This is a genomic window from Streptomyces sp. SID13666 (genome assembly GCF_010548325.1).
GTDB lineage: Bacteria > Actinomycetota > Actinomycetes > Streptomycetales > Streptomycetaceae > Actinacidiphila > Actinacidiphila fildesensis.
In genome coordinates this window covers 124983-145340 of sequence record NZ_JAAGLX010000013.1, presented here as the reverse complement: position 1 = coordinate 145340, position 20358 = coordinate 124983, and the positions used below count along the sequence as shown (strand labels likewise).

The window sequence follows — 20358 nt, the reverse complement described above, 5'->3', positions numbered from 1 at the left end:
GAACCGGTGGGGGCAACCGTGGAGCGCCATGATCCGAGTAGTGATCGTCGATAACGAACCACTGATCCGGGCCGGACTGGAACACATTCTCGATGCGGCGGACGATATCGACGTCGTCGCCTGCTCCCCGGTCGGCCAGGCCGTCGAGACCATTCAAGAACAACGTCCCCGGGTTGTTCTGCTCGACAGCTGCACATCGGACGCGGACACCCTGTCCACCGGAATCGGCCGCATGACCAACCCGCCGGCCGTCTGCGTACTGTCCGCGTCCAGCAACGAGGAATTCGTGGCTACGGCGCTGGCCTCCGGGGCAGCGGGCTACATCCCCAAGGACACCGCGCCCGAACGCCTCGTCCCTCTGGTTCGCAGCCTGGCACAGGGCTGGACGATGATGTCGTCCCCTGTCAGCCACGCCGTCGTCACCCGGTTCCTCGCAGACATCACCCGGACCTCAGCAACGTCCGGCATCGGCCGGCTCACCACACGCGAACGCGACGTTCTCGTGCTGCTGGCCGCCGGACTGTCGAACGCGGCCATCGGAGGGCGGCTGCACCTGAGTCTTGGCACTGTGAAGGACCACGTCCGGTCCCTCCTCAGCAAACTCGGTGTGGAGCGACGGGTCCAGGCCGCCCTCCAGGCCGAAAGAGCCGGACTGCTCCGCCCGTGAGTCCCGCGTGCGCGACGTGGGAGACCCTCGTCGACGACTACGCCGTGATCTCTTCAGCGCGAGGCGACGGCCACTTGCGCACGATGCGCCATCGGATCAGGCCGCACCTGGCCAACCGGACTGCGCGGAACCTGCATCAGCGAGCTGTTGAGGTGGCTGCACTGAAGGCATGACGTCACACACGAAGAATGGGGTGGGGAGTCAGCCACCGTACGCTAGCCACGATGGCGGGTTCGGCGCCGGGATTGGCGCGGGAGGCTCGTTGTAGCTCCGCATGGTCGATGACGTGGCGCACGATCGTACGAGTGTCGGGGTTGGACCAGGAGACGGGCCTTGACCAGGTCAAGGCCCCTTTCATGCCCACCCCACCACCAGCACCTGCGTACGAGGCGTGACCCCCACCGGGGCATCCGAACGCCAATCGCTTGGGTCTGCCGCACGATCGGGTGACATCTTGACCTGACCTGACCTGCCCCACGGTTCGGGTTCCAGCTTGACCTGCCCCACGGTTCGGGTTCCAGCTGCGGTGGCTAACTGGCGGCGGGGATGCTGTCTTGTTCGGAGAGTAGCTCGTACTCGATCGGGGTGCGGTAGCCCAGTGCTGAGTGGCGCCGTTGTCGGTTGTAGAAGACCTCGATGTACTCGAAGATCGCGTTCGCCAACTCGACCCGGGTCTTCCACCGTTTGCGGTTCAACAGCTCGATCTGCATCGAGGACCAGAACGACTCCATCATCGCGTTGTCCAGGCCGTCTCCGACCGTGCCGAACGATGGCAGGAGCCCGGCGGAGCGGATCCGTTCCCCGAAGACCCAGGAGGTGAACTGGGTGCCGTGATCGGCGTGCACTATCCCGCCTGGTTCAGGGCGCCGGTTGCGGAGGGCCATGTCCAACGCGTTGACCACGAGGGTGGAGTCCTGTCTGGAGTCGATCGACCAGCCCACGATCCTGCGGCTGAACGCGTCCAGGACCGCCGCGCAGTACACCCACCCTTCTCTGGTGCGGTGTTGCGTGATGTCGGTGACCCACAGCTCATTGGGACGCAGCCGATGGAACTTCCGGTTGACCAGGTCATCGGCGGTGACGACACCCCGCAGGCGCTTGATCCGCACCGGGCCGGGCAGTCCGTAGATCCCGGCCTGCGTCATCAGCACCGACACGGTCCTCGAGCACACCTGGATGCCCATGCCCAGGGTGAGCTCGGCGTGGACGCGGCGGTAGCCGTAAGTGCCGCGTGAGGCGACGTGGACCTCCCGGATCAGCCCGGTCAGCCACTCCCGTCGCAGCTGCCGCGCTGTGGTCGGGGTGCGCTTGTGTTTGTAGTAGTTCTGCCGGGCGACCCCCAGGATCCGGCAGCATCGGTCGACTGGTGCCCCGGCATCGACGAGACGGTCGATCACCGGGTACAGCCTTTTGGGGCCGGCTTGTCCTCGCCGAGGAACTTGGCGGCCTTACTGACGATCTCGAGCTCGGTTTCCAGCTCGCGGATTCGTCGCCGCGCTGCACGCAGCTCTGCGGACTCCTCCGAGACCCTGCCAGGCCGTCGGCCATTGTCGATGTCGTCCTGGCGCAACCACTTCGCCAACGTGACCGGATGGATGCCGAGGTCAACGGCCGTCTGCTTCTGTTCTTTTCCTGCCCGCACCAACGCGACGGCGCGGGCGCGGAACTCAGCGGGGTAGGCGCGGGGCATGTCCGGCAGCCTTTCGTGAAGGCCGTCAGTTAGCCAGCAGAACTGGAACCTGAGAGGTGGGGCAGGTCAACCTGTCACCCAAACCTGCATCAGACCCGTGGTGCCGGTCGACGCTCCGGTGTTGTTGATGACGTGCGCGATGGAGCCCTTGCTGAGCGAGATGGTGAAGATGTCGTGGAACCGCACGTTCGGGTTGTCGGGTGCTTCGAAGCCGCGGTCGGCCACGATGCTCGGATCGGCGGTGAACAAGCAGTAGGAGCCCAGGCCCCACGCCTCGTGGGAGGTGACCGTGTCGGCCACTTTGTAGGCGGCGTACCCGTGCCCGTCACTGCGCCAGGCGGCGTGGCTCGGCGGGTCGTAGGGCATCTCGTTCTGGAAGAAGACCGTGCGCCCGCCCTGCTCGTTCCAGACCACCTCGTATTTCTCGAAGTGCTCGATGAACAGGCCGTAGGCGGAGACGTGGGACCCGTTGACGATCAGGCCGGTATCGGAAGGGTTGACCGCCCATCCGACGCCCGAGCCGTGGTCGGCGCGCCAGGCCCAGACATGGTCGATGATCGTGTCGGCGTTGTTGACGACCAGCGCTGTGGTGACCTTGCCCGGACCCGCCCCGCCGACGCGGAAGAACACGTCCTGGACGGTGGTGGGGTTCGTGGTGTGACGGTTGGTCACGCCGGCCGGCCCGACCTGCAGCAGGTTCGGTGAGTTGGCCGGGCCTGCGTCGAACAGCAACCCGGCGAGCTTGACGCCGTCCACGTCGGCGACGTTCATGGCACTGACGCCGTTGTCCGGGATCAGTGTGGGATAGCCGATGCCGAGCACGATGGTGTCGGGCCTGGTCACGTTCAACGTCTGGCTCAGGTGGTACGCGCCTGGGGTGAACAGCAGGTTCTTCCCACAGGCCAAGGCGTTGTTGAGGGTGGCGGCGGAGTCGGCCGCCCGGGCGACGTAGAACTCGGTCAGTGGTACCGGGGTGCCCGGCGTCGAACCACCCGACCAGGTCGTGCCGGAGGCGTTGGTGCGCAGGTTCGGCACGAAGACGTTGTAGGTGTCGCCGTTGAGGTAGAGATAGGGCTTGTCCCGCACGACGGGGGTCGTCGCCAGGGTCGTGTACGCGGGCTTCGGGAAGCTGGTGGCCGGAGCGCCCTGCACGCCGGAGAAGGTCATGTTCCACACACTGTTCGTCCAGCCGCCGATCTGGCTGTCCCGGGTGTACCACTGCTGTTGGGAGTACGAGCCGACAGTGCCGTCAATCCTGCCGTCGGCGATGTAGCCGCCGCTGGCCCAGCCGTATCCGCTGGGTGCCAGGTAGAGGTCACCCCGGATGTGGACCCGGCGCATCGGTGCTCCCTGCGCCACCGCCCAGCGGTCGGCTGTATGACTGGGCACGATCGCCAGATTCTCGATCGAACGCCAGAAGTTTTGGGTGGCGTTGCCCTTGAGCCAACCCGCGTCGACGGTGACGTCACCGTTGATGGTGACGTCGTCAGGGTTGCGGCCCAGACCCATCACCGAGGTGTAGAAGCCGGTGTTGACGTTGATGCCGTGGTAAGTGCCGGCCTTGAACATCACCGCATACCGGTAGCCGCCGAACTGAGCGGTCTCGGTTTGAGCGAAGATCGCGTCCAGCCTGCTCTGGATGGTCGTGCTGGACATCGACGGATCGAACACGACGACGTTCGGTCCGAGGTCCTGCGCGACCGGCGGAGGGGTCTGGCAGGTGCCCCCGCCACCGTTGGCACTGTGGACGGTGAGTTCCTTGACGGAGTCGCCGTAGCCGTTGTTGCGCTGGGTCGCGTACAGGCGCAGGTATCGGCCGGTGCCGGTGGCGTCGATGGTCTGCACGCCGCCGGTGTTCGTGGCGGTGGAGTAGATCGTGCTCCAGCTGGAGCCGTCGTCGGACAGCTCCAGCCGGAACGCCTTGGTGTACGAGGTCTGCCAGTTGATGGCCACCTGGCAGACCGTTGTGCCGGGACCGAGATCCACCTGCAGCCACTGCGGGTCAGCGGCCTGACTTGACCAGCGGGTGCCGGTGTCGCCGTCGACGGCTTTGGCGGGGAGGTAACCGTTGCCTTGGACGGAGGACGCGGTCGCGGGTTTGTTGAGGGCGACGTTCGTGGCCGTGTCGCAGGTGGCCGCGGGCGCGGGGGTGGCGCCGGCCGTGACCACCAAAGCGGTGGCGGCGAGGGCCGCGGTGAGCACGCCGGACAATAGCTGGCGTCGGAAGATCGGGACGCGCATGGGGGAGGCGGCGGCGCGGGCGGTAACGGCGGCGCCTGCGGGATCAACAGCTCCGGCAACGGAGGCAAGGGCGGAAAGGCCGGAAACGGCGGCAACGGCAGCAACGGCAGCACCGGCGGCGCTTACCCGGGCGGCGCCGCAGGCATCGGCGGGGCCGGGGGCCTGAGCTCCGGAGGCCTCCTCAACTCCGGCGGCAACGGAGGCAACGGCGGCGCCAAGTCCGGTGCCAGCGCAGATGGCGCCTGCGGTATCGGCGGCGCCGGCGGCAACGCCACCGGGGGCCTGCTCTTCCACGGCGGCACCGGCGGCACCGGAGGGACCTTCGGCGGCGGCAGCCCCTGCGCGAACGGAGCCAACGGCACACCGTGACCTGCCACACCCAGGTGCCCCCCGACATCGCGCCGCAAGGACACCTGGTGCACTCACACTCCGGGGCGTGACGAAACCGCCCTGCTTCCCGCCATGAGAGTCGGCTCACCGAGCCGACTCTCATGGCGGCGGTGTGCCCCGGCCGGCATCCGCGGCACAGCGAGGGGCGATGCGTTGCCGGCTGCGGGAACGTATGAGCGTCGAGAGCCACCTCGCAGCGCATCCGAGCGCACGCGCAAGGCCGGTCTCCTACGGAGCGTCGCCTGATGGGCGGCGTGGTGCTCCTGGGGGGAGCGTCAGGGGGTGGGGAGCGGCGGGACAGGAGCTGGCACTACGCAGCCGGCTGCGGCGGCTGCGGTCTTGAGGGCCTCCGCCGCTGCGGCGTTTGCCGTCTCCTGGGCCTTGAGGGCTTCCGCTGCCGTGGCTTGGGCGGCGGCCGGGTTGGCAGCGATGACCAGGGCGGCGGCCATGCTGGCCGCCGCCGTGACGTTGGCGGCCGCGAAGGCCGCGGCCTTGGTGGCCGCGTCCTGGAGCAGACCCACGCAGGCTGCGGCATCGGGGGGAACGGGAGCGGCGGCGGCTGACGGCGCGGTCAACAACCCACCGCTGACCACCAGGAACGAAGCGGCCAGGGACGTAGCGACTGAACGACGAAGCTTCATGCAATGAACTCCTCACACATAAGGGGACGCACCCACGCAGGGCAGAACCAGAGCCGGATCAGAGCCTCGTAGGGCGGGCCCACCACCACGCGGCAGGCGATGGCTACTTGTCCTACGGCAGGCCACGGGCGGCCCCCACCAGAGCCGACCACGCTCCCACCCCCTCTGCACTCTCAAGCAGGCCGAATGAGTTTCGGCCTTATGACGAGGACTCAAAAAGCGAACAACCTACACACGTTCTACCGACCGGCCTCGGCGCTGGGCACGTTTCTCTTCCCAGGTCGCAGATGCGGCCGCACGACGACGCATCGGTCGGCATCTCCCGGCAGTCCTCCCCTGCAGAGCAGCGGCCAGAGTCCAGCCGACAACCGCTTGCCGGTAGCGGAGCGTGCTCCACCGGCCCAGCGGCGACCCTCTCGGTGCGGGCAATTAGAGCCAGACATCACTGAATCTCTCTATTTCAAGACATTTGATCATCTAGTGCTGCGCAGGTGGGGCCATTGCCGCCTACGTTGTGGGTGTGCCGGTCGGGGAGTATCTCCGAGCGCACAAACCGAAAGGCGTACCTCATGCGCATCTTGCGCACCAACGCTCTTGCCCGGACCCTCCTGATCAGTGCGATCGCCGTGGCCGGCCTCGCCACCCCCACCCTGGCGTCCGCGTCGGCCCACTCCGACGCGAACGGTTCCCGGATCCACAGCAGCCTGGGCGCCCAGGGCGTCCCCGGTGCTAACGGCGCCAACGGGGTGGGGAGCAACGGTGGTCTCGGCGGTCTGGGTGGCACTGGTGGAGCGGCCGGTGCGAACGGCAACGGCGGTAACGGCGGCGGCGGCGGAAACGGCGACGGCCTCGGAAGCACCGGTGGCGCCGGTGGAGCGGGCGGAGCCGGCGGTGCCAACGGCAACGGCGGCACAGGTGGCGCGGGGGGCGCTGCCAACCAGGGCGGCACCGGCGGCAAAGGCGGTGTGGGCGGTGTAGGCAACGCCGGCACCGGCATCGGAGGCGGCAAGGGCGGCAAGGGCGGCGCGTCCACGGCCGGCGGTACCCACAAGGGCGGGACCGGTGGCGCCGGCGGCGCCGCAAGCCCGGTGTGTCCCGGCAACGACGGTGGCAACGGCACCGCTGCCACGTTGACCGCGGACGGCATCACGGGCGCCACCGGCGCCGCCGGACACACCACCCTGCCCTGCTAACAGCACGCCAGGCGTCGCGGACGTCACCCACAGGTGCCGACGGCGTCGCCGGTTCCCACAACATCCGGATCTGCACCTGCCGAGCCGCGCCTCCTTCCGACCGAGGCGCGAACTCTGAGGAACCCATAGCGAGCTGTGCAACACGCCCTGCACTGTGCCCGGACCGGGCACAGTGCAGGGCCCCGCGCACCTGCGGATCCTTGCCGACCGTAGGCCGCCGGCCCCTTCATCAACACGCATGTGTGCAGGATCGGTGCCAGAGGCAGCCGATAACGTGACCTCCCGGGCAGTCCGATGCCGGACCTTCTGCGGGGCATCGCAGTCGGCCCGATCTCAGATGTCGCGGGTTCGAGCTCTCAGAGGGCGTTTCATCCCGTTGTTTCATCCCGGATTGCCGGGTTGGGAGTGGTTTATGCGCCGCGCCATGTTGGAGTGGATTCGCCGGTGAGCCTGCGGGTCATGAGACTGATCATCGCGAGGTGGATCATGGCTTCGGAGCGGTGTGGGCGAGCTTCGTAGTCGCGGGCCAGTCGGCGGTGTTGCATGAGCCAGCCCAGCGTTCTCTCCACCACCCACCGCCTGGGCAGCACGACGAACCCCTCCATGTCATCGGTGCGCTTCACGATCTCCAGGGTGAGCGCGAGCTGGTCGCGGCACCGTCCGACCAGTTGGCCGGTGTAGCCGCCGTCGGCCCAGACCAGGGTGATCTCCCGGTGCAGCAACCGCAGCCGGGCCAGCAACCCCACGGCTGCCTCGCGGTCTCCGACGTTCGCGGCGGTCACCGCGACGACCAGGAGCAGGCCGAGGCAATCTGTGACCACGTGGCGCTTCCGCCCATTAATGATCTTTCCGCCGTCGAAGCCGCGTGAGGCGGCCGGCACCGTCGCGGCGCCCTTTACCGACTGCGCGTCGATGATTCCCGCACTCGGCTCGGCCTCCCGGCCCTCCCGCACCCGGACGTGCCCGCGCAGCCGGTCATGGAACTCCGTGACCAGCTCGTTTTGACGCCACCGGCGAAAGAAGGCGTAGACCCTGGCCCAGTGAGGGAAGTCCACCGGCATCGCCCGCCAGGCAATCCCGCCCGCCACCAGGTAGCGGATCGCGTCCAACATCTGGCGGTGGCAGTAACCCTCGGGCCGCCCGCCCTTCCTCTCCAGCCAGGCCGGGGTGGGCAGCAACGGCCGCACCGCCGCCCACTCCGCATCCGACATGTCCGACGGATAGCACGGTGTCCGTTCCGGATGATCGGCCGCGTTGCCGTACGTGTGGGCGAGACAATCGCACGACACGGCAGGCGAGTTGAAATCGACCGGCGCGACCGCGTACACATAGGACAACAGGGCCTCCTGGGACAGTTCGGCTGGTTTCGCATCCCCGAACTACCAAGAGGCCCTGCCTTCATGCATGCACAACGGGAAGATCACCCCGCCGGGAACCCTGTTCGACCCGCACGTTCCCTGATCGGTTGAGACAGGGATTCTGAGCGCTGGTCAGCTGGTCCAGACGAAGGCGGCATAGCCGTCGCCGCCTACGCGACCATTGCCGGTGTCCTCAGTGAATTTGATGCGGGGGCCGCCGTCGCCACCCGTGCCGACATTGGCCGGCGGGCTGATACCGGCAGGGGGCTGGCCACCCAGCTTTCCACCAGGCGTCGCAACCTGACCTTCGTCATAAGTGCGGCCGGTGGAACCAGCAAGACCCGCGGTGCTGGTGCCGGTCTGGCTCTGGCAGGATCCCGTGCCGCCGCCGCCCTGGCCACCGTGCTCTTTATCGGCCGGGCCCAGACCGCCAGCGCCTCCCCCGCTGCCGCCGCCCCTGCCGCCAACAGCGCCCTTGGGATCGTTGGAGCTGATACCGGCACCACCTCCACCGCCTCCACCTGAGCCGGAGGCGATGACGGTGGTGCCCTGAAGGATGGTGCTTTCGCCGCCGCCTCCTCCCGCACCACCAATTGCCGCGATGAAGCTGGGGGCTTCCCCTCCGGGTTGGCCCCCGCCGAAGCCGCCGGCCCCAGCGGCGCCAGGCGTTGCAGGGCTGGTGTCTCGGTTCATGCTGTAGCCGGCACCTCCGTAGCCGGCAACGGTCACGGAGTAGGTCGTGCCGGGGGCCACGCCGGTGACGGTGCACACGGACAGGGCGCCCGCTCCGCCTCCACCTCCGCTGTCGACCTCCGCGCCGCCCCCGCCCCCGCCGCCCGCGCCGATGAGGACCAGCGTGAAGCCAGTCGCCCCCTCAGGCACGCTGGCCGTGTAGAGGCCGGGCTTGGGGAACTCCGTGGGCGCGGGCACAGCGGCCCGTGACCCGGCGAGGTGGTCCGTAGCCAGAGCGGGGCCGGGCAGCAGGCCCAGACCGCATACTGCCGTCACCACAGCGGAACCGGCCGTTCGTCGCATACGCAAGGACATTCGGGGGATCCGTTCTGTACAGCACCTCCGCCCAGGACGGCCGGAGCTTGCCTTCGCATCTCCACCGTGACCCTGCGGGTCCAGCGAAGCGGACAACCCCGACCGCCCCGAAGGACACCCCAATGGCTCATCAGCGGTCTGCTGCCGCCAAGAAGCCGACGCCCTCATGCGCGTAGAGCCGGAAGACCACCCCGCTGGGAAACCTGTTCGACCCGCACGCTCCATGATCGGTTGAGATACGGCTACTCAACCCCACACCACGAGCTTCCTGCGGAGCGCCTGGAAGACACACCCTTCTTGCGGTCCTGGCGCCAAGACCCGCGGTCGAGAGTATTCGCCCACGGCAGACAAGAAAGAGCTCGCAAGGACTGGAATCTTCCACCGAAAGCATGCCAACATTGCATGATCCGGAAAACCACCAGGGCGGACAGGTAATTGCCCCTGTGTGGGAGTGCCAGATTTTTCGAGACACCGAACTGCAGCAGGATTCGCCGCGCTGTCCTCATCCTTGCCCTAGGAGTCTCGTTTGCTGAATCCTACGATCCAATCCTCTTGCTTCGTCTCCCCGACCTCGCGATGCTCGGCGGGATGAGTGATTTAGGTAGAAGGCGGGGGAGTGCCGCGCCGTATCCACCGCGCTATGCCCTCTGTCTATGCAGCCAGCCTATAGATGAGGATCTCCTGCAACGTGGGTACCGCAGCGACCCGGCGGTCAAGACACATCAGCGGCGCTGCCGGAGCCGCAACTTTCCATGCGAGCTGTGCTGTGGGTGTCACTGCGCGTGTCGAGGGCGAAGCTTGAACGCTGAACGGCCTGCTGGAGGTCGTCACGGACCATGCGGCCCCGGCACAGGGTCCGTGAAGGGCTGGCTTCCTGACTGCGGCCGGTCCGACGGCTTCCTTACCCGCTGATGTGGCGCGCAACATAGACGACAATCGCCGGTTAGCCAAACCGGCGATTGTGGGGACCATCGAAGGGTTCGCATCAGCTGCGCTTGGCGGCGGAGCTGGAGCGGGGCAGCGCATTGTGCCAGTCGTCGTGACTTAGGAGAACGGCACCGTTCGCTGCTGCCCAGATCGCCGCGGTGCCCGTCGCTGAACTGCAACGGCGCCTTTGCCCGATGGAGAGTCACGTAATGCAGTGTCGACCGAATGGCTCCGCTGAGGTAAGCGGAGAGGTGACGAGTTGACCGCCGGGGGGAGCAATCGCCTGCTTACGCCGGAAGAAGTTGCCGCCTGGCTGAAAGTCAGCGAGATCACCGTGAAGAACAAGTATCGGGCATGGGGGCTCAAGGCTCAGAAAGTCGGCCGCCTCCTGCGGTTTCGCGAGCGCGACATCATTGCTTACCTTGATGACAACTACGGGTAACGGCTGCTTTGCCGTTATATAGCCGAAAGGTGCCACGCATGGCTACGGTTTTCCAGCGATGCAAGTCTGATCCGAAGGCTGCCGCATATCCTTGCGTGAAGCCCCGTTGCGGCCACTCGTGGACAGTGCGATATCGCGAGCCGGGCGGTAGGACAGCGCGTCAGCGCGAAAAAACCTTCGCCAAGAAGACGGGTCCGGGCGGGGCCGATGTCTTCGCGGCGAGGGTCGAAACCGACAAGGACGACGGTCTTTACGTTGACCCCAATGCGGGCAAGATTACAGTGGGCGCCTATGCTGAGGACTGGCTTGCCCGCCGAATAATTGCGGAGTCTACGTATGTAAATTACAAGGGCTTTATCGATAACCATCTCATGCCGATGCTCGGCCATAGGTCGATCGCAGGGGTAGCAAAGAGAGACATTGAGCACTTCCAGGTGGCCATCGGCAAGGAGCTAGCGGCCAGCACGGTGCATGACCGGATGAAGATGGTGAAGCACATTTTCGCCTCCGCGAAGGAGGAGAAACGGATTCGGGAGGATCCGGCCAGGGATGTGAAGAACGCCGCCGGAAGCCAAGCAGTCGACGAGGCCGAGATTCCGACTCTTCCCGAGGTCCGCCGTCTTCATGAGTGCATGCCACAGCGGTACAAGTTGACCGTCTGGCTTCAGGCGGGGGCTGGGTTGCGGGTCAGCGAAGCTCTGGCCTTCCATGTCGGGTGCCTACGCCGCGACGTGATCCGCGTTCGTTGGCAGGTCAGCCGGAGGGCGTATCGCGAGGACTGCAAGGCTCGCCTCGTACCTCTGAAGCACCGAGAAGAGGGGGAGTACCGCGAGGTCCCGGCCGCCCCCTTCCTCTGCGCCGAGATCGACGCCCATGTTCAGGTGTGGGCTCCGATCCCGCTCACTTTCCAGAATGCGGTGGGGAAGACTCGGCAGGTCGAGGTGTTCTTCGCCCCTCGCGAACCGGGGAGGGAGGTCATGCCCACCGCAAATACCTACGGCCATTACTTCAAGAGGGCATGCGTGGCCGCCGGTTTGGTCGATGCAGAGGGCAGGCCGCGATACCATCCGCACTCGTTGAGGCACTTTTTTGCTTCGACCGCGCTGGCGGCCGGCATCCCGATTCACGAGGTCTCGCGCTGGCTCGGCCACAAGTCGATCAAGACTACGGTCGACATCTACGGTCACCTCGTTCCAGAGTCATGGGACCGATGTCGAGGCATCATGCAGTCGGCATTGGCAGAGGCGACCTGACCGGTGCCTGCGCTGCTGTGCTGGGACGCCGCTCCCGTGCTGGGTTGGTGCTGGGATACTCGCCCCGGAAACCGTGCTCTAGCAGGTGAGAGCTCTGCATGTGGCGTTCGGGAACAACGTCAAGTCCCTGCAAGGTCGTTGACGCTGTTCCCGGCCCGGGCGCGGTCCGCCGCACGGTCGGCGGCGGACCGGTCTACGAGGTGCGCTCCAGGACCATGGCCATGCCCTGACCTCCCGCGGCGACGACGCTGACCAGGGCGGTGCTCCGGTCGTCATGGCGCAGCGCCGTGAGCGCGGTGGTGGTCAGCCGGGCCCCGGCCGCTCCGTACGGCTCGCCCAGGGCGATCGATCCGCCGTGCGGGTTCATCCGCTCGGGGTCCAGGCCCAGTTCGGCGCAGTAGGCCAGGACCTGGGCGGCGAAGGGCTCGTTCCCGGCGACGGTGTCGAGGTCCGACAGCGACAGCCCGGCCCGCGCGAGTGCCGTCCGGGTCGCGACGACCGGGGCCGGGCCTTCGGTCTCGGGTGTGGCGGCGCTGACGCCGGTCGAGAGGATCCTGGCCAGCGGGATGTGGCCGTGGGCGCGGGCGTACTCCTCGGACATCACGACGACGGCCGCGGCTCCGTCCGACAGTGGCGCGCTGTTGCCCGCGGTGATCCGGCCGTCGGGACGGAAGCGCGGCGGCAGGGCGGCGAGGGTCCGTTCGGTCACTCCGGTGCGGGGGCAGTCATCAGTCGCGGTGGTCGTACCGTCAGGGCTCTTCACCGCGACGATGTCACCGAAGTGGAAGCTCTCGGCGAGGGCGAGTTGGGTGAGCCGGTGGGAACGGGCGGCGTAGGCGTCCATGTCGGTGCGGGTGATGCCGTAGACGTCGGCGACGTTCTCGGCGGCGAGACCCACCGGGATGTAGGGGTCGGGCGTCCCGCCCTTGTCCCGAGGGTCGCTCCAGGGCGCCGTGCCCGGGCCTGAGCGCTCGACGGTGCGCTGCCCGGCGACTCCGAAGGCGGGGTTCTCGGTGCCGGGCCAGGTGTCCGAGCTGCCGTGGGCGAGCCGGGACTGGGACTCGACCCCGGCCGCGACGACGACATCGGCGTCACCGCAGCGCACGGCCTGGGCGGCCATGCGGACGGCCTGCAGGGAGGAGGTGCAGAAGCGGTTGACGGTGACGCCGGGGACGTGGTCCCAGCCGAGCAGGATCGCGGCGATCCGGGCGATGTTGAACCCCTGCTCCCCGCCGGGCAGCGCACAGCCGACGACCAGGTCGTCCACGCTTTCCGGTAGCAGCCCCGGAACGCGGGCGAGGGCCTCGGCGACGGTACGGGCGAGCAGGTCGTCGGGGCGCACCTCGGCCAGCGAGCCCTTGTGGGCGCGGCCGATGGGTGTGCGGACGGTGGAGACGATCACGGCGTGCTGCATGGCGGACATCCTGTGCGATCGGGGTGGTGGGAGGGGACGTTCGGGGCGGTGTTCGTAGTGCCAGGAGACGTTCCGGCGCGTGTCCGGAGGTGGGCGGAGATTCAGAGGTGCAGAGCGGGCCGGTGGGTGCGCAGCCACAGGTCCAGGTCCAGGACGAGCTCCAGCCCCTCACGGGGGAAACGTTTCGTGCCGGAGGGTTCCAGCAGCAGACTCCGCACCGCGCGCACGTCGAGCAGGTCGGTGGCCGGGCTTCCGGTGGCGAGCAGCCGGCTGACCTGACCGGTGAGCGCGGCACGGTAGGCGGGGTCGCGGACCATCGGATAGGGGCTCTTGCGGCGGGCCAGGACCGGTGGGGGGAGCAGGTCCGCGACGGCGGCGCGCAGCAGGCTCTTCTCGCGGCCGTCGAAGGTCTTGAACTCCCAGGGGGTGTTGAAGACGTACTCGACCAGCCGGTGGTCAAGGAAAGGAACCCGGACCTCCAGGCCTGAGCCCATGCTGAGACGGTCGGTGCGGTCCAGCAGGCAGGGCAGGAAACGGGTCAGGTTGAGGTAGCTGTCGCGGCGCAGCGCGGCCTCGCCGGGAGTGGTGCCCGGCAGGTGCTCGATCTCGGCGGCTGCGGCCGCGTGCAGGTCGGCGCGGTGCGCGGGCAGTTCCAGAGCCGCGGCCAGAGCGGGGTCGAGCAGCCGGGTGAGGTCCGCCCGGTCCAGCACGGTGTCCCAGGGAAAGGATTCTACTGCCGCAACCCGAGGGGTGAACCAGCGGTAGCCGCCGAAGATTTCATCGGCCCCCTCTCCGGACAGGGTGACCGGGAAGTGCTCGCGGACCGCGCGGAACAGCAGCATCAGCGACGTGTCGAAGTCGCCCATCGTCAACCCGTCGCGCAAAGAGCCGACACGGGAGCGGTGGGACGGATCCGCGAGATCCTGGGCCGCCGGGGCGACCGTGCGGTGCGCGGTGTCGAGATGGCGCACCATCAGGTCGGCGTAGGGTCCGTCCGGGTCGCGCTCCATGGCGTCCTGGCTGGAGGCGCCGGCGCCCAGGTCCACCGACAGCGTGTGCAGGACGTCGACCTCGGGGCGGGCCAGGGCGGCGATGGCGCTGGAGTCCAGCCCGCCGGACAGCAGGACACTGACCGGGACATCGGCCCGCAACTGCCCGGTGACGGCCTGGCCCAGCAGGGTGCGCACCCGCTCCACCGTGGTCGGAAGGTCGTCACGGTGTTCGGCGGGCGTCAGCGACCAGTAGCGGCGGGTACGCACACCGTCGGGAGTCAGGGTCGTCACGGTGCCGGGCTCGATCTCCCGTAGCCCCGCGAAGGCGCTGCGCCCCGGTGTCTTGATCATCGGGTGGGCGGACAGCAACAGTTCCCGCAGCCCGTCCAGCTCCAGCCGGGCCGGCACGGCAGGGTGCGCCAGCACCGCCTTGGGCTCGGAGCCGAACACCACCCCATCGCTGGTCCGCGCGTAGCACAGCGGCTTGATCCCGAACCGGTCGCGCACCAGGGTCAGCCGCCGGTGCGCGGGCTCCCATGCCGCGTACGCGAACATCCCCTCCATGCGGGCCGGAGCCTGTTCGCCCCAGGCGTCGACGGCCTGCAGTACCACCTCGCTGTCGCAGCGGGTCCTGAACCGGCGCCCGCGCGCGGTCAGTTCCGCCCGCAGCTCCGCGTGGTTGTACACCTCACCGGTGAACACCACCGCCAGAGCCGTGCGCCCGCCCCGCGTCAGCACCAGCGGCTGACGCCCGCCGATCAGGTCGACGGTGGCCAGGCGGGTGTGCCCCAGCCCCGCCGCATCCCCGGTCCAGGCAGCCGAGGCATCCGGCCCCCGGCAGGCCAGCGTCTCCGTCATCTCCTTGAGGGAGACCTCTTCGGTCCCCGAGGGCGCGCAACCCGCGAACCCGGCATAGCCGGCCAGCCCACACATCGGTGAAACTCCCCACGCCTCCGCACGCGCGGCAGGCTGTAAATCCCAGGACCCCGCCCCGTGACGCGTGTGCCGGCCGCGGGTACGGATCCGCGACCGGACTCACTGCGCCGGCCGCCATCACTGAAACGATCAAGGCCCGACCAGGTCACCGTCGGAGCACGGTGATCCGGCGCGCAGGGCGTCCGGGGTGCGCCGGCAGCGGTGCCGGGCGAGAGTGGAACGGTGCGGCGGGCCCGCCGACGTGCCGCTCCCGCGGCGACGGCGACCGGCGGAGGCAGGCGGCCGGCCCGAGGAGGCCACGATGGAACCGGTGAAGGCGCTGGACCGGATCGCCTTTCTGCTGGAGCGCGCCCAAGCGGCGACGTACCGGGTGGATGCGTTCCGTACGGCGTCGGAGGTGGTCGCGGGGCTAGGGCCCGAGGAGGTCGCCGCACGGTCGGCGGCCGGCACGCTGCAGGCGGAGAAGGGCATCGGTCCCAAGACGGCCCAGGTCGTCAAAGAGGCGCTGGCCGGGGCTGTGCCCGGCTACCTCGAACGGCTGGAGGCGGAGGCGGCGGCGCCGCTCGCGGAGGGCGGAACGGCGCTGCGCGCCCTGCTGCGCGGCGACTGCCATCTGCATTCGGACTGGTCGGACGGCGGCAGCCCCATCGAGGCGATGGGCCGGACCGCGGCGGAACTCGGGCACGAGTGGGCTGTGCTCACCGACCACTCGCCCCGCCTGACCATCGCCAACGGACTGACGGCCGAGCGGCTGCGCCGGCAGCTGGAGGTGGTGGCCGAACTGAACGAGCGGTGGGCTCCGTTCCGCCTGCTGACGGGTATCGAGTGCGACATCCTCGCCGACGGGTCCCTCGACCAGGAACCCGACCTGCTCGACCAGCTCGATCTGGTGGTCGCCTCGAGCCACTCCGAGCTGCGGATGGACTCTCCCGCCATGACCCGGCGCATGATCAATGCGGTCGGCAACCCGCTGATGGACGTCCTGGGGCACTGCACCGGCCGTCTGCTGTCGGGGCGGAACCGCCCGCCGTCGCAGTTCGACGCGGCAGAGGTCTTCGCGGCCTGCGCGGAGGCCGGAACGGCGGTCGAGATCAACAGCCGCCCGGAACGGCTGGACCCGCCGCGCGACCTGCTGGTCCAGGCCGTCGACGCCGGGGTGTTCTTCGCCGTCGACACGGACGCCCACGCGCCCGGTCAGCTCGACTGGCAGATTCTGGGATGCGCGCGCGCCGAGACCTGCGGAGTGCCGGCGGAGCGGGTCGTCAACACCTGGACCGCACCCCAGCTCACGGAGTGGACACGTACCCGGAAGCCGCCCTCGGACGGTGACTCTGCGTGACGACCCTGTCGGCCGTGACCGCCGTTCGCGGTACGGTCCGCGGCCGCTGCCGGGTCCACGTGCGGCATAAGGGTGTCAACGCCAGCGAACAGGCATGAACAGTGGCAAAGTGAACGGTGTCCCCCTGCGTGAGGCGAGGCTGCAGACATGGCTCCTTCTGAAAGCGCGGTCCAGGGAGCGCCGTGTTGGGTGACCCTGACCGCCGCCGACCTGCCGGCGAGCAAGGCCTTCTACAACCGCGTGCTCGGCTGGCAGTACCGGCCCGGATTCGGGCTCGACGAGTACGCCGAGGCGATCAGCGACGGCGAACCGATCGCCGGTCTCGGCGAGACAGGACACTCCTTCGGCGTTCCGGCCTGCTGGTCGGTGCACTTCGCGGTCGACAGCGTGGACCGTGCCGCCGGGCGGATCCGTGAACGGGGCGGTACCGTCGCCGTCGGCCCACTCCCGTTCGGTCCGGGCCGGGTGGCCTGGGCCATCGATCCGGCAGGCGCGCCGTTCGCCCTGTGGGAAGGGCCACGGGAGCCGCACTGGTCCCCCAGGGGTGGTGGTCGGGGTCTGTGGATCGAGCTGCACACCCGGGATGTCTTCGCGGCGGCGATCTTCTACAGCGAGGCCCTGGGCTGGGACACCGAACCACCCGAGCGCTGCACTCTGCGGTACGAGAACGACCAGGTGTTCGTCGACATCAACGGCCGCACGGTGGCCGCCCTGCACGGCGGAGCGGTGGAGGAGGCCCCGGACCCGAAGGTCCGCCCGCGCTGGCAGGTCACCTTCAGAACCCCCCACCCGAACATGGCCGCAGAACGCGCCGAAGCGGCGGGCGGAGCGATCGTCAGCGCGCCGGACGACACCGCGCCGGGTTTGGCGACACTCCTCCGGGATCCGGAAGGCACGCTGTTCAGCGTCGCCGCACAGACCGCGGAGATCGGCCCGGAGGAAGCGACGCCCCACCAGCCGTCGGACACGGTCTAGGCCGAACCGCCGGGTTCGGGGAGCTGTGCGTGCTGGTACAGGGCGAACAGCATGCCGTGCACCGGTTCGGACTCGGCGTCCTCCTCGGTCTCGTCGATCAGCCGGGCCAGCCTTTCGCCGAGACGTTGCGCCTTGGCGGGGCTCAGGTGCAAGTGGCGCAGGGTCAGATGGGTCTCGGCGGGGGAGCGGTCCAGCTCCTGGGCGAAGGCGCCGAGCATCGCCGCCGTGCCGGCCGCCTCGGGTTCGGCGACGATCATGCGCCGGGCGACGCGCTGGTAGTACTGCTCGGTGCCGCCCCGGACCTGCCGGGTCTCGGCGACGTGGACGAGGCCGGCCGTCCGCAGCACCTTCAGGTGGTGTGCGACGTTGCCCTTGGCGGTCTCGAGGTGCGCCGCGAGCTGGCTGATGGTGGCGGGGCGACGGCCCAGGGCGAACAGCAGCCGTTGGCGCAGCGGGTGGGCGAGCGCCGCGAACTGCTCCGGCGAGCCGATCTCCTGGACTTCCTGAGGCGTCGGGGGGTAAGGCGGTTGCTCGGGCATGAGCTAAGTGTCCAATACTCTTGACGCTTTTGGAAGAGCGGTGTTCTACTCCCTGCCATGACCACCATGACGCAGATCAGTACCGCTCCCGTCGTCGAGGAGACGGCCCAACTCGTTCTGGAGCACTACGTTTTCCCCGAAGAGGCCGAGCGCCTCGCGACCCTGTTGCGGCGGCGCCTCGCCGAGGGGGCGTACGACGTCGACAGCGCGGAGGAGCTCAGCCGGCTGGTCACGACCGACCTGCAGTCGGTCAACGGCGACCGGCACCTGCGGCTGCTCCATCACACCGAACCGGTGCCGAAGGAGCGGGGCGCTGCCGCCCTGGCCGCCATGCGCAGGGATTTCGACGCCACGCTCGGCGGTGTTCCGCGGGTGGAGCTGCGGGACGGCGGGGTCGCCGTGCTGGAGCTGACTCCCATGCTCTTCCCGCTGGACTGGGCCGCCGAGCCGCTGGCGGCCGCGCTCACCCTGGTCGCCCGGGCCGACGCCCTCGTTCTGGACGTGCGCGGCAACCGCGGCGGGGACCCGGACACGGTCGCGTTCGTCTGCAGCTACCTGCTCGATGAGCGCACCCACCTCAACACCATGTACTGGCGCGACGGTGAACGGTTCGGGCAGTCCTGGAGCCTGCCGTACGTCCCCGGAGCACGCTTCGGCGGCAGCAAGCCGCTGTACGTGCTGACCAGCGGCAGCACCTTCTCCGCTGCGGAGGAACTGGCCTACGACCTGCAGCAGTTGGGCCGTGCCGTTGTCGTCGGCGAGGTGACGCTCGGCGGTGCGCATCCCCGCCAGGGCTGGACGGTGCACCCGCATCTGGAGGCGAGCATCCCGACCGGCCGCGCGATCAACCCGGTCTCCGGCACCGACTGGGAGGGCACCGGCGTACAGCCGGACGTCGTCTGCACCGCTGCCGACGCCCTCGACCGCGCCCACGCGCTGGCCCGTACCCGGTTGACGGACGCTACCGGCTGACGCGTCCCTCGGGCTCGCGGCGGCGGGGATCCGGGGGACCTCAGCCCCGGATCCGGTCCAACTCCCGTTCCGCGAAAGCGCGGAAGCTGTGCGGTGCGCGGCCGGTGAGGCGCTGGACGGTGTCGGTGGTGCGGTCCTCGGCGCCTGAGGCGATGGCGCGGTCCATGCCGGCGAGCATCGCGGCGAACCCGGCGGGCATGTCGGCGGCCAGGCGGTCGCGCATCTGCTCGTAGGTCAGCCGGTCATGGGTGACGGTCCGGCCGGTGGCCCGGGTGAGGACGGCGGCGATGTCGTCGTAACTCAGCGCCTGCGGCCCGGTGATGATCAGGTCGGTGTTCGGGGCCTGTGCCGCGGTCAGTACGTGTACGGCGATGGCGGCGATGTCGTCGGCGTCGACGAACCCGACGCGGCCCTCACCGGCCGCCGTTCGGATGGTCCCGTCCGCTCTGATGGTCCGGGCGTGCGCGTGGTCGCCGGTGAAGTTCTGCATGAACCACGAGGGGCGCAGGACCGCCCACTCGGAGAACAGGCCGGGCAGGGCCTGGTGCACCTGCCCCACGGCGGGGCCGCCGGCGGGGATCGCCGACGAGCCGAGCAGGACCGCCCGGTGGACGCCGGCGGCGCGGGCCTGCCGGAGGAAGGGCAGCATGACGGCTGCCGGGTCCGGAGCGCCGAGCGGCGGGATGAGATAGACCCGGTCCGCGCCGTCGAGCGCGGCTTCGAAGGAGGTGGGGTCGTCCCAGTCGAACCGCACGGGAACGGCCCCGGCCACGGGGGTGGCGCGTCGGCCGGCGGCCCTGACGCGCCGCCCTTCGGCGGCCAGCCGCGCGGCGACGCGGCTGCCGGTGGTGCCGGTGGCACCGATGACCAGGGTGAACTTCTCGGACCCGGTCATCGGTTGCTCCCGGCGAAGTCGGTGGCGGGGTCCTGGACGGCGAGCGGGTTCCAGTAGTCGCGGTAGCCGGTGATGAGGCCGTTCCTGACGGTGACCACGGCGATGTAGGTCATCTCGAAGGGGCCGTCGGTCTCCACCAGGCGGCCCACGGCGCGCATCTCGACCACGATGGTCTCCGGGACGACGGTCTGGTGGATCTCCACGGAGGGGAAGTCGTGCAGGTCTATGTGGTCGGGGTAGCCGCGCATGTACTCGGCGACGGCCGCCTTGCCCTCCAGCCGCTTCGGCCAGCCGTCCGGGGCGAAGGGGAACTCGAGGATCCCGTCCTCGTCCCACAGGTCGGTCCAGGCGGGGATGTTCTTGTCCAGCAGTAGCTGCAGGCCGTGGCGGTAGAGGTCCGCCGGTGCGGTGGTCACGCTCATGGTTGCTCCATCCCGTACGATACGG

At 69.0% G+C, this 20358-nt stretch carries 16 protein-coding genes and 1 pseudogene; 7 read left to right on the top strand and 10 right to left on the bottom strand.

From position 1 onward, the window contains the following. Nucleotides 1-40 precede the first annotated feature (40 nt). Nucleotides 41-667 (top strand): response regulator transcription factor, encoded by a 627-nt coding sequence (locus tag G3I60_RS19200; protein WP_343241038.1) that lies wholly within the window; start codon nucleotides 41-43, stop codon nucleotides 665-667. Between the two features lie 530 nt (nucleotides 668-1197). Here the strand turns inward: G3I60_RS19200 and G3I60_RS19195 are convergent. The 3 genes and pseudogenes from G3I60_RS19195 to G3I60_RS19185 all read right to left on the bottom strand — a co-directional run bounded on the left by G3I60_RS19195 (nucleotide 1198) and on the right by G3I60_RS19185 (nucleotide 5629). Then, nucleotides 1198-2357, bottom strand: a pseudogene (locus G3I60_RS19195) (IS3 family transposase). Between the two features lie 66 nt (nucleotides 2358-2423). After that, nucleotides 2424-4598, bottom strand: a complete 2175-nt coding sequence (locus tag G3I60_RS19190; RefSeq protein WP_164294157.1) for a discoidin domain-containing protein — start codon at nucleotides 4596-4598, stop codon at nucleotides 2424-2426. A 665-nt stretch (nucleotides 4599-5263) separates the two neighbouring features. Beyond that, nucleotides 5264-5629, bottom strand: a complete 366-nt coding sequence (locus tag G3I60_RS19185) for a hypothetical protein (RefSeq protein WP_164294156.1) — start codon at nucleotides 5627-5629, stop codon at nucleotides 5264-5266. A 569-nt stretch (nucleotides 5630-6198) separates the two neighbouring features. Here G3I60_RS19185 and G3I60_RS19180 point away from each other — a divergent pair. Then, nucleotides 6199-6822, top strand: a complete 624-nt coding sequence (locus tag G3I60_RS19180) for a hypothetical protein (RefSeq protein WP_164294155.1) — start codon at nucleotides 6199-6201, stop codon at nucleotides 6820-6822. Between the two features lie 410 nt (nucleotides 6823-7232). On the opposite strand, the gene G3I60_RS19175 is transcribed toward G3I60_RS19180, so the two are convergent. Both G3I60_RS19175 and G3I60_RS19170 read right to left on the bottom strand, forming a co-directional pair. Continuing rightward, on the bottom strand, nucleotides 7233-8033 hold the full coding sequence (locus tag G3I60_RS19175; RefSeq protein ID WP_164294208.1) for an IS5 family transposase: 801 nt from the start codon (nucleotides 8031-8033) through the stop codon (nucleotides 7233-7235). A 279-nt stretch (nucleotides 8034-8312) separates the two neighbouring features. Beyond that, nucleotides 8313-8933, bottom strand: coding sequence for a hypothetical protein (locus tag G3I60_RS19170; protein WP_164607534.1), 621 nt, complete (start codon nucleotides 8931-8933; stop codon nucleotides 8313-8315). A gap of 1480 nt (nucleotides 8934-10413) precedes the next feature. On the opposite strand from G3I60_RS19170, the gene G3I60_RS19165 reads away from it, so the two are divergent. Both G3I60_RS19165 and G3I60_RS19160 read left to right on the top strand, forming a co-directional pair. Then, nucleotides 10414-10596, top strand: coding sequence for a helix-turn-helix domain-containing protein (locus tag G3I60_RS19165; RefSeq protein ID WP_164294153.1), 183 nt, complete (start codon nucleotides 10414-10416; stop codon nucleotides 10594-10596). A 38-nt stretch (nucleotides 10597-10634) separates the two neighbouring features. Next, complete coding sequence (locus tag G3I60_RS19160; protein ID WP_164294152.1) at nucleotides 10635-11849, top strand: site-specific integrase; 1215 nt, start codon at nucleotides 10635-10637, stop codon at nucleotides 11847-11849. A 193-nt stretch (nucleotides 11850-12042) separates the two neighbouring features. Here G3I60_RS19160 and G3I60_RS19155 read toward each other — a convergent pair whose 3' ends face one another. Then, nucleotides 12043-13263, bottom strand: coding sequence for an acetyl-CoA C-acyltransferase (locus tag G3I60_RS19155; protein ID WP_164607533.1), 1221 nt, complete (start codon nucleotides 13261-13263; stop codon nucleotides 12043-12045). 101 nt (nucleotides 13264-13364) lie between these two features. Then, a complete protein-coding gene (gene asnB / locus G3I60_RS19150; RefSeq protein ID WP_164607531.1) occupies nucleotides 13365-15188 on the bottom strand; it encodes an asparagine synthase (glutamine-hydrolyzing) in 1824 nt (607 codons plus the stop codon). Between the two features lie 304 nt (nucleotides 15189-15492). Between asnB and G3I60_RS19145 the strand changes: the two genes are divergently transcribed. Both G3I60_RS19145 and G3I60_RS19140 read left to right on the top strand, forming a co-directional pair. Then, complete coding sequence (locus G3I60_RS19145; RefSeq protein WP_138356682.1) at nucleotides 15493-16530, top strand: PHP domain-containing protein; 1038 nt, start codon at nucleotides 15493-15495, stop codon at nucleotides 16528-16530. Nucleotides 16531-16719: 189 nt separating this feature from the next. Further along, nucleotides 16720-17505, top strand: a complete 786-nt coding sequence (locus tag G3I60_RS19140) for a VOC family protein (protein WP_244809672.1) — start codon at nucleotides 16720-16722, stop codon at nucleotides 17503-17505. Here the strand turns inward: G3I60_RS19140 and G3I60_RS19135 are convergent. Next, nucleotides 17502-18044, bottom strand: coding sequence for a winged helix-turn-helix domain-containing protein (locus tag G3I60_RS19135; protein ID WP_164294149.1), 543 nt, complete (start codon nucleotides 18042-18044; stop codon nucleotides 17502-17504). The genes G3I60_RS19140 and G3I60_RS19135 overlap by 4 nt on opposite strands. A gap of 57 nt (nucleotides 18045-18101) precedes the next feature. Between G3I60_RS19135 and G3I60_RS19130 the strand changes: the two genes are divergently transcribed. Next, on the top strand, nucleotides 18102-19016 hold the full coding sequence (locus tag G3I60_RS19130; RefSeq protein ID WP_164294148.1) for a S41 family peptidase: 915 nt from the start codon (nucleotides 18102-18104) through the stop codon (nucleotides 19014-19016). Nucleotides 19017-19056: 40 nt separating this feature from the next. Here the strand turns inward: G3I60_RS19130 and G3I60_RS19125 are convergent, their stop codons facing one another. Together G3I60_RS19125 and G3I60_RS19120 are read right to left on the bottom strand one after the other, a co-directional pair. Continuing rightward, on the bottom strand, nucleotides 19057-19911 hold the full coding sequence (locus tag G3I60_RS19125) for an NAD(P)H-binding protein (protein ID WP_164607529.1): 855 nt from the start codon (nucleotides 19909-19911) through the stop codon (nucleotides 19057-19059). Continuing rightward, nucleotides 19908-20333: a nuclear transport factor 2 family protein gene (locus G3I60_RS19120; protein WP_164294146.1), complete on the bottom strand. Its 426-nt coding sequence runs from the start codon at nucleotides 20331-20333 to the stop codon at nucleotides 19908-19910. The genes G3I60_RS19125 and G3I60_RS19120 overlap by 4 nt, the downstream gene beginning before the upstream one ends. Between the last annotated feature and the right edge of the window lie 25 nt (nucleotides 20334-20358).